At 51.3% G+C, this 13,128-nt stretch carries 8 protein-coding genes; all 8 read right to left on the bottom strand.

Features of this window, described 5'->3' with window-relative positions:
• Positions 1-1,515: hypothetical protein (locus JNJ45_01815; protein MBL8047395.1), on the bottom strand; the 1,515-nt coding region annotated here is incomplete at its 3' end.
• Between the two features lie 662 nt (positions 1,516-2,177).
• On the bottom strand, positions 2,178-2,765 hold the full coding sequence (locus JNJ45_01810) for a DUF305 domain-containing protein (protein ID MBL8047394.1): 588 nt from the start codon (positions 2,763-2,765) through the stop codon (positions 2,178-2,180).
• Positions 2,766-3,305: 540 nt separating this feature from the next.
• Positions 3,306-5,981, bottom strand: a complete 2,676-nt coding sequence (locus JNJ45_01805; protein MBL8047393.1) for an AAA family ATPase — start codon at positions 5,979-5,981, stop codon at positions 3,306-3,308.
• Positions 5,981-9,025 (bottom strand): type I restriction endonuclease subunit R, encoded by a 3,045-nt coding sequence (locus tag JNJ45_01800; protein ID MBL8047392.1) that lies wholly within the window; start codon positions 9,023-9,025, stop codon positions 5,981-5,983. Before JNJ45_01800 ends, JNJ45_01805 begins: the two co-directional genes overlap by 1 nt.
• Positions 9,022-9,549 carry a restriction endonuclease subunit S gene (locus tag JNJ45_01795; GenBank protein MBL8047391.1) on the bottom strand — a complete coding sequence of 176 codons (528 nt, stop codon included), beginning with the start codon at positions 9,547-9,549 and terminating at the stop codon, positions 9,022-9,024. Before JNJ45_01795 ends, JNJ45_01800 begins: the two co-directional genes overlap by 4 nt.
• A complete protein-coding gene (locus tag JNJ45_01790) occupies positions 9,546-10,280 on the bottom strand; it encodes a restriction endonuclease subunit S (GenBank protein ID MBL8047390.1) in 735 nt (244 codons plus the stop codon). The genes JNJ45_01795 and JNJ45_01790 overlap by 4 nt, the downstream gene beginning before the upstream one ends.
• Positions 10,277-11,335, bottom strand: coding sequence for a virulence RhuM family protein (locus JNJ45_01785; protein MBL8047389.1), 1,059 nt, complete (start codon positions 11,333-11,335; stop codon positions 10,277-10,279). The genes JNJ45_01790 and JNJ45_01785 overlap by 4 nt, the downstream gene beginning before the upstream one ends.
• Positions 11,332-12,903 carry a type I restriction-modification system subunit M gene (locus JNJ45_01780; GenBank protein ID MBL8047388.1) on the bottom strand — a complete coding sequence of 524 codons (1,572 nt, stop codon included), beginning with the start codon at positions 12,901-12,903 and terminating at the stop codon, positions 11,332-11,334. Before JNJ45_01780 ends, JNJ45_01785 begins: the two co-directional genes overlap by 4 nt.
• Between the last annotated feature and the right edge of the window lie 225 nt (positions 12,904-13,128).

The following is a 13,128-nucleotide window of genomic DNA, read 5'->3' as shown; positions in this document are numbered from 1 at the left end:
GGTTTGCCCATCTTGATGAAAGATCATCATGTGGCCAGCCGCACCGAGCCACTTGACCGTATCCGTTGCGGGAGCACCCGACTTGTCATCGAAGAGCTTCACTTCAACAATTGCTTTCTTGCCGACTTCGATGGGCGCAATCGTGCCAAGTTCGCCACGTAGTCCGCCATCTTGGGCAGTTCGGGTGAGGGTTAGTTTGGTATCCCAAGTGGGTTTGTCCCCATGAACGCTCACCTTGGCGATCAGCACCCTGGAACCTTTTCCGGTTGGAGCGACATCTCCGTAAACCCAGTAGTCGCCACCGGCTGGAAACGTGATGGGAATCTCCCATGTTCCGTCTTCTGTCATTTCAGGATGTTCGTGGATGAACCAATTCAGGTCACGACTGGCAATGAGAAGATGGAACAGCTTTTCATGCGCGATATCGAAGTCACGTTGAGTAGTGCCAGCTTTGACATCGATCACTCTCATGCGAAGCTTGGTTGGCTGACCCGCCATCGCATGCGTGGGCCAGTCGACTACGTCAAGGCGGTAGGGTTGCGGCCTGCTTGCATTGGCAGGACGCTCGTCTTTGACATCCACTAAGAAGCTGATGGTCTTCTTGCCTTCGCCCGGAATATCCAAGGCTAAGTCAATCTTGTAGTCCCCGCCATGGGGGAAATACAACTCGATTCCGTAATCGCCCGGCACTCCTTCGCGATGAACGTTAGGCTTGGCCTCTGGCATGCCTTGCATACTCGGCATCGTCATGACGGCGGTGGCTGAGATGCCTCCAACGCCTTTGAATCCCTCTTCGATGGGATCCTTGGAAGTTGTATCGACGACCCGAAATTCGACATCAATCTCCTCACCCGCAAACAGGCCATCTTCAGGAACCCGAAGTTCGGCCTCGAATTTCTCGAACTTCACCTTGGTAACCGTGTCCGCACTCGGGGCTTCAGGAGTTGAAGCTCTTTGCTTCAGCACGGACGGCACTTTCACGTACGCGAGTGCCGCTGCGGTGAGATACTTGCGAGGGTTCTTTTCAAACGGATCACCACAACCTTCACAGCACATGTACCAACGAACCCCGTCGAAATCGACGTAGTCACTTGCTTTTGCATATGTTGAGACGGCTTCCTTGCCCACGGGGCAATAAAGTGCCTCATTTTTGGGCACGGCTGAGAATTGGGAAGGAGACTTGGCGAAGGCGGTAGCTGACTCCGCCGACGCGAAATAGTACCGAATGCCGTTGTGATCCTTTGTTGAAACAGCCTTGTTCGGTTCAATTCGCTTTCGTGTTACGGGGTCGAAGAAGAACGATCCGATGGTATTTCCAGCTTTCCTCTGGGTCTCGATAAACTTGTCGGGGGCTTTCGCAAAGTTGCCTTCGCAGCCGGGGCAGCAGAAGCCAAACTGGGCTCCTTGATACTCGACGAATGTTGTATTTGATGCGACAGCACCGCCCATGACCGGGCACTTGAGTGATTGTGCCTGACCGAGCAGCACCGCCGACAAGGCGATGATGGTAATCATTGGTTTTCCTGTGTTTCTGAGATGAGACTTGCGTCAAACGACGAACAGCCACGCTGAAATCAAGTTCAGCGGGCTCGACTAAGCAAGTAACACAGGCGGGGCTCGCCCCAACCAGACGGAATGCGATCTTTGAGCAGGTGGCCCTGAGTCAGTTCCACGTATGCCGGGCTGGCGCAGTGAAGAAAGCTGAGGCGCGAGAGAAATCAGTTCTGGCGGCAGTAACGCCGCGAAGGGCAGGAAAGAAGATTGCGAGGATGTCGAAGCAATTGCAACTGGTGAACCGCGATTTTCCGACGGAGCCGAAATGCTGCAATCGCAGGAGCTTTTCTTTGCGGAGAACGACCCGTTTGCTGACGCCGTATGTGAGCCACACGGCTCCGGCCCAGGAGTTGCTTCGATATGACAGCTCTGGACGCTTGAATCAATAGGTGAGACCTGCGTTCGACAGCACGGCATGTCGCAATCTGAATGCTTCAGGAACATTCCAGCAAGTGCACTGGAGGGCACTTGGGCCAGAGCCAGTACCAGAGCAACGACAATTTGAATCAGTGCTCCCTTGCTTCGCATACTCACCAGAACAGAATTTACCCGGAAAAAGTTCCCGCCATCAAAATTGGAGCCGCGCACAGATTCCGATTCTGGCGTTCTGAGCCAGATGTATCCTAGTGCATTGAGTGATCTACCGCATTCGGTGTCTGCCCGTACTTGCTCTGAAGCCACGAGGTCAACGTTCTGATCTCGGCTTCTTGATCTCGGATTATGTTCGCGGCCAAGGTGCGAAGCTCGGGTCGCTCCGCAAACGTCGCCAGCTCTCGGGCCATGAGAACCGCATGCTCGTGGTGTCCAATCATGTCTGCGACGAAGCGTGCTTCAGCATCCTTCGGACTCAAGTTCTGTAGTGGTCGCATCATCGCCTTGTATTTCCCATCGTCGCGGTATTCGGCTTCGTACCACTGAGCGTACCAAGTTTTCATCTCCGTAATCTCTGCTTCCTGTGCTCGAATGATGTTTGATGCGAGTGTTCTGACATCAGGATCGACTACGACCGAAAGGAGCTCCTCGGAACTCGTGACAGCCTCTTGATGGTGTGGGATCATTCCGTGGATAAAGTCTCGCTCAGATGCAACAAACTCGGGTTTGGGATTAATCTGACCTTGAGAATCGTCTCGTATTGCCGTAGTCCCTCGGTAAGCCAAGAAGACTGCAACCAAGACAATGAACGCAAACAGCACCAGGTGACGTGGGTTCATAGGTTTAAGTTAGGATATCTACTTTGCCAAAAGAGTTGTCCTAGCCATAAATGATTCGTTGGACACTTTGGAGCCATTCCAGAATTGGCACGTGAGGTGTCTCGTAGGCTAGGATCGAAAGTCTGCCTTGCAGATCGAAATCATGTCCAATGATTCGTGCCCAAGATGTCAGATTAATGCAGGTTGCTACCTGGAGTAAGTGATTGACCGGTACAGTGCTCTCGCTAATGTACTGTAGAGCACAATCCGGGCTCGCCTCGTGGTGAACTTGCACAAGTTCACTTTTAAATGGCAACAGAGCGAAGAGCCCGAAAAGGAGGTAGCGCAACTTCACTTTTCCAGTCTAACAAATAATCACAGAATCATGGCGGCCCCGGAGAGATTCGAACTCCCGACTCACTCCTTAGGACTGACATTTTCTAGGCTCGACGAGGCTGGGCGTTCGTACGCCGTTGAACCTAATCGACTGTCGTCTTCCACCGCGTTAGAGAGACCTTGGAGAGACCAAGTGGAGCGACAATCCGATTGACTCACCTCGTTCTACCACCCCTGCCTTGCCTTCAGCAATGCAACGTCTTTATCGCTCTTCCTGCGTTCAAGACAGCTAAGTACCGCGTGTTGGGTCTCGGGCGTCCAGTAGATCTTTAGATGCTTCCTTGTGCGCGTGATAGCAGTGTAGAGGATGTTGTGCGTGATGTCTTCTTCGTTTGCCTCGGTAACAACAACTTTCACCGAGTCATACTCAAGACCTTGAGCTTTATGAATAGAAACAGCATAGGCCACTTGGAACGGAACAACAGCATTGGACATATCATCATCGTCGTCTGTACTGCGAGCCTTGAGTACATCGAACTGGACCGACGATCCTCCTAAGTAACGAAGTTCAACACCATCTACATCGAGCTCTGTAACGGCTCGATCCAACTCAACCTCAAATTGAATTCGATCACCGAATGCTTGAACACCGGTGATGCGGCCCTTAAGGTTGTTGTAGATAAGCGGTTTGAACCTTGCGCTCTCGTTGAAAAGGACAGGGTCCCCAACCTTATAAGTCGCAACACCCCAACTCACAGATTTGCCAGCATTACTACTTTGCAAAAACCGATTAATATTATTGATCCCGTATAGACCATCGTAGTTAAGGCAAAGCGTGATCTCATCTTGATCTTTTGATGTAAACAGCGACTCGTCAAGTACCGCAGAATACTGGTTATGCGCGATGGACTCTTCAATACCGTCCTCTAAATTGCGAACCTTGCTCCAGAATCCAAGAAGCGCCTCACTATCTGTTCGAAAAGGCCTCGTCAACTCGAACACAGATTCTCTTGGTAAGAAGTGGCGTATGATACTGAACCAGTTACCGAATTGAATCGCTTCAATCTGAAACACGTCGCCTACGAGCACGAGGAGCTTTAATGAAGTATTTTCTAACACCTTTAAAAGGTCAGCGTTACTGACAGTGCTGCATTCATCTATTATCAAAATGTCGTACGTCTCACTCTTCGATTTTTGACTACTGACAGTTCGGAACCAAGTGTTTTTGGCAACGACCTTTCGCTTCAGGTTATCAACGGCGGGATTAGTGTGTGCCAGCAAAAGCTTCGTCCTGTCATTCAGATAGTTCGCGATGTAGTTAACCATCGTTGATTTACCTGTTCCTGCAGCGCCGTAAACTAGGGCGACACGAGACTTCTCAAAAAGTGACTTGAGTGCCGCCTTTTTTGCCACATCGTCAACAATTAGTGGTGTCTCGTCTAACCATCTATCAACTGCATCACCGTGTCCCCCAATGCCAGAGCCAGCAAACTCTTGGAGATTCCTTATAATTGACACTGTTCCCTCTTCGTACTCGCGAATGAACACATGCCCTTTGTCCATTATCATGAACCGATTCCCATGCCCCCGATATAACTTCCCGTTATAGGTAGCAATCAGATGGTCAACTTCGCCAAACGACTCCAGTTCTGCAACAGGCGTGTAGAGAAGGCCATGCCTTTCAACGTTATTCTTCACACGCCGGACCAATAGTTCGTGAGTCCTCCCCGTAGCGTCAATGGAGGCGAAAAGATCAGAGAACCTGGGATTATGTTGCCGGAGAGATGTGCAGAACGGCATTTCATCAAACGGCTTGCACCCAGAAGACAGCTTCAAATTCGAGAGAAATCCACACTCTGTGGCCTCAGACTGAAGCTTAATTATTCGATTGTTCATCTGAAGTAGCAGGTATCGCAACACATCTGTTCCAGGAAGATGTTTGCGGATGATTTTCCGAGCTCGCTCCAGGGCAGGAAAGATGACTTGCTTCTGAGTCCCATTCAGAATCCGATCACGGAGTTCTAGGTATTGAGTGTCTGAGATATCCATTAAGTTCAGTAGGCTGCCCTCGGTTGTCGTAAGATATTGCATCAGGAAGCGATACTCCTTATCTCCTGAACCTACATTGATGTCTTGACCTAAAATCTTGGCAAAGTTGATCAACTCACAAGGACGGATTGAAATTTCCCATTTCTGAATAATCCAAATGGGCATCGTGAACCCCAAGACTTCGATAGACTCCTGGACGAGCGTTAGGTTTGCGGAATACTGCTCAGTGATGTCGATAGAAGTAAAGGCAATGAGTCGGTCAAATTTACTCGTGTTGTTTACCGCTTCGGTGAAGGTGACCTCGTAGAAAATGCGTCCGTTTATGAAGAATGGACGGACTTTATTTATATAGTAGCGATCATGTCTGGCATCCGGTTTGGCAGGTCCAACGAAAGCGATGCGCTCAGCGATTTTGCGGTGATATTCATGTAGTGATGGGTCAAGGTCTACTGGGAAAGATTCAAGATTGTGCAGAATCTCAAACCCAAAGACTTCTCTCGTCAGCGTGCGGATTCTTAACAAATACTCGAAATATTTGAGCATTAACCGCTCCGATGGGTCTCCTTCAAGGGTGTAATGAGAGGAACTCATCTGTAACAGCCTGTGGAATCTGTGAAGGAAGTTGATCTGCTTCTTTCCGGATCCGACCCAGTCCATAGCCGGCCCCACGAGCGCATATTCAAACTCATGGTTGCCATCACGGAGGTGGAGCCGAACAGCAACCGCTTCGACGAGATTTCGTAGCTGGGCAAGAATGTTCTGAGATAGCAATGCCCGGTCAGCAGAAAGCTTTTCGATGTTAGTGCAGATAACCACACTAGCGCTGGCGATTTGATTATCGATAGATGCCACTATTCATCTCCATTTTGCCCATGGCGCGAAACCAACCCCAAGAACCGCTCAAAGTACGCAATGAGCTTCGCCAAAACCCGCTGCTTCTTCTGCCCGTGCCCACCGTCCGAGGAGAACCGACTGGTCGGCGGCATCACCTTCGTGATTGCGGTTCCAGTGGAACGAATCACGCCATCTCGGAAAGCAGATGCAACAAACGCTCGGGTCTCCTCCGGCTTTAAGCTCTCTTCTTCAATGATCTGACCAAGCTCCTCTTCGCGCTTGCGGTCAACAAACGCTCGCCATTCCGCATCAAGTTCACCTGACGCAGAGACCGAGTCCACGAAGTTTTCGATGAGGTCTTTCTTGTTCCTGAGGGTTGGCGAGGAATCGACTGCTCTCGTGATCTGCGCACGAATCTCCACATCATCGCCGTTGCCCTTCGCTTCGCGGAACTTCGCGACAAGCATCAAAATGAAGTCAACATTGATCTCGACCTGTTTGATCAGCTCAATCTCGAAGACGATGTCATCAAGAATCTGCTCCTTGTCCGAGTCCTTGCCGGAGCGGAAGTCAGCGTAAATATCGAGGTAGATGCTTCGGTAATCCTGACCTTCTCGGTCTGAGAGGACTGCGTTGCCTTCGAACTCGTCAAATGAAGTGAGAATATTCTGAAGCCTGAGAATCGAGCCAAAAAGCGTGACGAACTCCTTTTGAGCCTGTTCACCAACAATCCGCTCATCGAGCGGGAACTTAGCGAGTAGCTCATGCACTTTGGTTTCGTAGTCAGCAAAGTAGTCTCCATACGGCTTGAGAATGGCAATGCCCCGAGCTTCCTTGTTGCCAAAGAGCGAGAGCGCATCGTTCGTCTCAGCTTCAAGGTCTCGGAAGCTAATGATGTTCCCGTATGCCTTCACCGAGTTGAGAATTCGATTCGTGCGGGAGTAGGCCTGGAGTAGGCCGTGGGCGCGAAGCTGCTTGTCCACAAAGAGCGTGTTCAATGTGGTCGCATCGAAGCCAGTGAGGAACATGTTGACCACGATCACGAGGTCAATCTTTCGCTCCTTGAGCTTTAGGGAAAGGTCTTTGTAGTAATTCTGAAACTTATCAGCCGACGTGTCGAACGACGTTCCGAACATCCCGTTGTAGTCTTTGATTGCCTCATCAAGAAAGTCACGGGCCGCACCAGAGAGGTGGTTCGTCTCAAACTCCTCTTCCTCAAGTGCTCCGTCTTCAACGGCTTCATTCGCGGCGAACGAAAAGATAACTCCTACCTTCAGCTGCTTATCAGGAACTAGCCCGGCTTGCTGACGTTTGAACTCTCCGTAGTAGGTCCGGGCCGCGTCGATTGATGCGGTGGCAAAGAGAGCGTTGAAGCCACGCAAACGGCGCTCTCCAAGGGAGTACGTGCTAGTTCGCTTCGTCTTCTGATCGAAGTGCTCCAGGATGTAGCTGGTCACCAACCCTATCCGCTCTTGAGCAAGAAGTGCCCGTTCCGTGTCAATGGCGGAGACCTTCTTATCCAGAACGTCTCCCATCTTGACGGTGTTCACATAGTCAATCCGGAAGGGCAGGACATTCTTGTCGGTAATCGCATCGACGATGGTGTAGGTATGGAGCTTCTCACCAAAAGCCTGCTCGGTCGTCTTGAGGTTCGGGTTTCCACCACTCGACATATTCGCGGTGAAGATCGGGGTTCCGGTGAAGCCAAAGAGGTTATATCGCTTGAAGGCGCGGGTGATTGCTGTGTGCATATCACCGAATTGAGAGCGGTGACACTCATCAAAGATCACAACGATATGGCCACCAAAGACCTCATGCCCTTTGTTGGCGGTAATGAAGTTGGCGAGCTTCTGGATCGTCGTGATGATGATCCGCGCATTCTTGTCCTCAAGCTGTCGCTTCAGGACCGCCGTCGAGGTGTTGGAGTTGGCTGCACCTTTCTCAAAGCGGTCGTACTCTCGCATCGTCTGGTAGTCGAGGTCTTTGCGATCAACCACAAAGAGCACTTTGCCCACGCTCGGCATCTTGCTCGCAAGTTGAGCGGTCTTAAACGAAGTGAGCGTTTTGCCTGATCCGGTGGTGTGCCAAACGTAGCCTCCGCCTCTCACCGAGCCGAGCCACTTCATGTTCGACGCCACCTCTATTCGCTGGAGAATCCGCTCGGTCGCTGCGATTTGGTACGGGCGCATGACGAGGAGCATCCGATCCGCCGTAAGGACGCAGTAGCGAGTGAGGATATTCAGCAGGGTGTGCTTCGCAAAAAACGTCTTGGCGAAAGCACTCAGTTCCTGAATCGGCTTGTTCTGCGAGTCGGCCCACCACGAAGTAAACTCAAAAGAGTTGGAGGTCTTCTTGATCTTCTTCGCTCCGGCAGCATCGGCAATGTGCTGGCGGCGGGTGGTGTTGCTGTAATACTTGGTCAGCGTTCCGTTGCTGATCACGAAAAGCTGGACGTACTCAAACAGCCCCGTACCTGCCCAGAATGAGTCTCGTTGGTAGCGGTCGATCTGGTTGAACGCTTCGCGGATGTCCACCCCGCGTCGCTTCAGTTCGATGTGAACCATCGGAAGGCCGTTGACCAAAACTGTCACGTCGAACCGAGTGGCGCGTGTCCCGGCGGTCTCATACTGGTTGATAACCTGCAACCGGTTGTTGTGGATATTCTGTTTGTCGATCAGCTTGATGTTCTTGGTCGTGCCATCGTCGCGATGGAGAAGCTGAACCGAGTCCTCCTGGATGCGAATTGTCTTTTCAGCAATGCCGTCGTTCTGCCCGGCGATGTTACTTTCAAAGAATCGCTTCCATTCGGCGACGCTAAACTTCACATCATTCAGAGCCTCTAGCTGAGCCTGTAGGTTTGCGACGAGCTGCTCTTCTGAGGTGAACTTGAGGTAATCGTAGGCTTGCCCCTCTAAAATCCTGATGAGTTCCTTTTCCAGAGCGTCTTCACTCTGGTAGCTCGTCTCACGAACTTTCGATTCTGGGATGTACTGCGCAACGACCGTGCTCTCGTTGGAAACAGCAATCGGATCGTAGTTGTAAGGCGCTCGATCCTCGCTCATGCGGTCGCCTCCTGGAAAGTTAGGAGCTTGTCACGGTAATACTCGTACTGCTGGCGGCGGGCGTTGAGTTCGGCAGGAAGACCTGAGCTGAGATCGTTCACGAGGGCATCGAACTTATCTAGTAAATCAGCAATCCGCTTCTGCTCTTCAATCGGCGGGACGGGCACGAGTACTTCAGCCAAGTTGCCGACTGCCAAACCAGGCTGAGCGCCAGATGATTTAAACTTGTTTAAGTTCATGGACGTAAGCATGTAGTACGCAAAATCGACATCCATGGCGTCAGAAGGCTCCGTAACTACAGCATGTTCAGTCGCGTAAAACTCACCCGACGCTCTCTTTACATTTCCGCAGAGTGCGCCTTGCCGTCCGATCAGCAGGTACTTCCCGGTGTGACTTGCCGATCTTCCATAACCGCGTAGTCCATTCCCCCCATAGACTGGAAATCGCGATTCACTAGACTTCGCAGAAGCGATGGCTGTCGCGGAAAGATGTTGTCCAGCTTTCATGCTAAATATCTCGCTCATTTTCGCCCATCTGATCCGTCTTGTTGATTGATTGATTGATTGATTGATTGATTGATTGATTGATTGATTGCTATTTCTTGCTCGGCGAAGGTCAATAACTGGTCACGGTAGAAGGTATACTGAAGTCGTCGAGCCTCCAGCTCAGCCTCCAGCTCAGCCTCCAGCTCAGCCTCCAGCTTACTGAAGGTATCGAGCACTTTCGCTATTTCTCGCTGAACTTCAATTGGCGGCACGGGAATCCGAACCTTCAAAAACCTTCCTTTGGAGATGTTGATTCGAGTTACTCCACTTGACGCTCGTTCAATTTGTTTGCGAATTAGGCTCGACCGAAAAAGGTATTTGCTAAACCCTGGCTCGATTAACTGAGAATCCCTAAATCGTAGACAAAAGCAGAAGCTATTGAGATAGAGAGGCTCTACCGGCTCTGTCGTTACAACGGACGACATGCCAACCTCTTCGGCTGTTTCTGAACTGCCTGTAAACAAGACATCGCCAAGGCGCAACCTGTTTTGACGTTCAGTAACTGTTACTTTTACGAAGTCTGGAGCCAACTGATTGACGGCAAGGTTAGCAAAAATGTTTTTGTAGCTCACATAGCGAGCATTTCCATCGGTAAAGTCTGCCTTTGATTTGCCACTCAATCCGGCGACTGTATCAGCAACATCCGACAGGGTCACGAAGGCGACACCTTCAGGGCAATGATTCTTGATCAGGCGTTCAATACTGCTCATTCCGAGTCCTCCATTTCACTTTTCTTACCAGCTTCCAGAAAGCGGTCAAAGTCACTCTGGAAAATCCGATCCTGGACAATCCTGTACTTCTCGAACTCCGTTTCCGCGTGGAGCTTGGCTTGCTCGTGGCTTATGCGTCCAGGGCCAGTCAGTACCTCACGCTCGTTGAATTCGAGGAAGCCATCCAAACGCTTTGCCCAGTCCTCCATCGACATAGGAACCTTCCGCTTTGCTTGGTCTTCAGCGTAATCAAGGTACATCGAGACAATCCGTTCCATGTGCTCCATCTCTTCGTCGTTGAGGTAGTTCTTGGCAATCGAGACATCAGACTTGACGATCTTGCCCATTGGGGCTGATTCCCATGTGTTGAGACCCATGTGCTCTTTCTCTGCATCTGCCCGTTCGATGATGAGTTCGGCGGCAGTGTGGCGGTGAACTGCCCAGTGCATCTTGTTTTGCACCAACGCGAAGAAAAGCTTCGTTGTCTGAGACGTCTGGTCGTAGTCGAACGCAGAAGCGTAGAGGTCGGTGACTTTTTGGTAGAACTTCCGCTCCGACAGACGGATTTCTCGGATGAGCTGGAGTTGGCGGTCGAAGTATTCATCCGTGAACATGTGCCCCTTCTTCAGGCGATCCACATCCATAACCCACCCCTGGATGGTGTAGAGCTTCACGATCTGACCCGCCCACTTTCGGAACTGCACCGCTCGTTCGTTCTCGATCTTGAACCCGACAGCGATGATTGCTTGCAGGCCGTAGAGCTTGGTGTTGTAGCTCTTGCCGTCCGAGGCAGTTATCAAATGCTGTTTGATAACTGAAGACTCTTCCAGTTCGTGATCGGCAAATACTCTGAGTAGGTGATGATTCACGGTTTGCACGGTGACGCCGTAGAGGGTCGCCATCATTTTCTGCGTGAGCCACAGGTTCTCTTCGAAGTAGAGCAGCTCGGTCGATTCTGATTCACCGCCAATCGAAGCAATAAACGTCAGATATTCGGCCGCCGAAGCGCGCACGATATCCAAGTCCTTCCGAGGCTTTTCGGGCTTGTCGCTCATGCTGGACTCCCTTCAAGGTCTGCCACGATGGCGTCAATCTGTGTGCGTAGCTCAGATTGGCGAGCCACGATCCCCGCGATCTTCGCGTTTAAGGCTGTAATGTCGATGGCTTCGGTCGTGTCTTCTTTCTCCACGTAGCTGGAGACCGAAATGTTGTAGTTGTTCTCCTCGATGTCTGCCGCAGTGACCAGACGTGTGAAGTGCTCCTTAGTCTGACGTTGGTTAAAGGCGTCCAGGATTCTTTCCTGGTGCTCTGGAAGGAGTCGGTTTTTGTTGCCCACACGCTGGAAGAGTGCGGAGGCGTCGATGAAGAGAATTGCGTTGTCCTTCTTCGACTTCTTGAGAACGATTATGCATGTGGCAATTGTTGTCCCGAAAAACAGGTCAGGCGGAAGCTGGATAACCGTGTCGATGTAGTTGTTGTCGATCAGGTATTTACGAATCTTCTGTTCTGCTCCACCTCGATAAAGGACACCAGGAAACTCAACGATGGCGGCCGTTCCATTGACGGCGAGCCAATGGAGCATGTGCATTGTGAACGCTAGGTCGGCGGCTGATTTTGGAGCGAGCACACCGGCGGGCGCATAGCGCGGATCGTTGATCAGGAGCGGATTCGCGTCTCCGTCCCATTTGATGGAGTAGGGAGGATTGGAAACAATCGCTTCAAACGGCTCATCATCCCAGTGAAGCGGATCGGTCAGAGTGTCGCCGTGAGCGATGTGGAACTTCTCGTAGTTCACGTCATGCAGGAACATGTTGATCCGAGCCAGGTTGTAGGTCGTCAGGTTGATTTCCTGCCCATAGAAACCTTGCCGGACGTTCTCCTTGCCGAGAACCTTGGCGAACTGAAGCAAAAGTGACCCGGAACCCACGGCGGGGTCATACACCTTATTGACCTGAGTCTTGCCAGCCACGGCAATTCTCGCCAAGACCTCGGAGACTTCCTGGGGGGTGAAGAACTCACCTCCTGACTTTCCTGCCTGGGAGGCGTACATAGTCATCAGGAACTCGTACGCGTCACCGAAGAGGTCAATGGAGTTATCTTCGTAGTTACCTAGCGGCAGATCACCAATGGCATCGAGGAGCTTCACGAGCTTCTCGTTGCGCTTTGCCACCGTTGGCCCGAGCTTTGCACTGTTTATATCAAGGTCATCGAACAGACCCTTCAGGTCATCTTCGCTCTCCGTCCCTACGGCCGAGCCTTCGATGTTGTTGAAGACTCGTTCAAGGGTCTCATTGAGGTTTTCGTCGCTCTTGGCCCGTCTGCGGACGTTTACGAACAGCTCAGACGGAAGAATGTAGAACCCTTTCTCAGCAACCGTTTCGGTGCGCCCAAACTCCGCATCCTTGTCGGACAGCTCGGCGTAGTTGAATCCTTCTTCGCCAGCCTCCTTTTCGAGCTTGTTGATATAGGAAGTCAGGTTTTCGGAGATGAACCTATAGAAGAGCATCCCGAGTACGTACGACTTAAAGTCCCAGCCATCCACCGAGCCACGAAGATCATTGGCGATTCGCCAGATGGTCTTGTGAATCTCCGCCCTCTGAGTCTCGCTGGTGGTTGGCGGCATCAGACCTGAGCCGCTCCCGGAGGAGAGCCGTTTAGCCGGTGACTGCCTTCAAATGAAATCATAATTCTAGCTTCATTTTGACCCATTTGCCGGGTGCTCACATGGTAGCGAGATGCAAATGGGTTAGAAAGGCCTTCGCACGTTCGAAGTTACTTTTGGCTGACTGTTCGAATGAACCAAGAATGGGCGCATGCCCCGCTGCTACCTCTGTTCTAGGCTTATTCC

Origin of the sequence: Chthonomonas sp. (assembly GCA_016788425.1) — a bacterium.
GTDB lineage: Bacteria > Armatimonadota > Fimbriimonadia > Fimbriimonadales > Fimbriimonadaceae > JAEURQ01.
Note: the sequence above shows the minus strand (reverse complement) of the source record. Positions and strands in the feature narration are given on the sequence as shown.

Coding starts and splice junctions, on each gene's coding strand:
- JNJ45_01790 (MBL8047390.1), bottom strand. CDS start 10,280: ATGAGCAGTATTGAACGCCTGATCAAGAATCATTGCCCTGAAGGTGTC.
- JNJ45_01810 (MBL8047394.1), bottom strand. CDS start 2,765: ATGAACCCACGTCACCTGGTGCTGTTTGCGTTCATTGTCTTGGTTGCA.
- JNJ45_01795 (MBL8047391.1), bottom strand. CDS start 9,549: ATGAGCGAGATATTTAGCATGAAAGCTGGACAACATCTTTCCGCGACA.
- JNJ45_01800 (MBL8047392.1), bottom strand. CDS start 9,025: ATGAGCGAGGATCGAGCGCCTTACAACTACGATCCGATTGCTGTTTCC.
- JNJ45_01780 (MBL8047388.1), bottom strand. CDS start 12,903: ATGCCGCCAACCACCAGCGAGACTCAGAGGGCGGAGATTCACAAGACC.
- JNJ45_01785 (MBL8047389.1), bottom strand. CDS start 11,335: ATGAGCGACAAGCCCGAAAAGCCTCGGAAGGACTTGGATATCGTGCGC.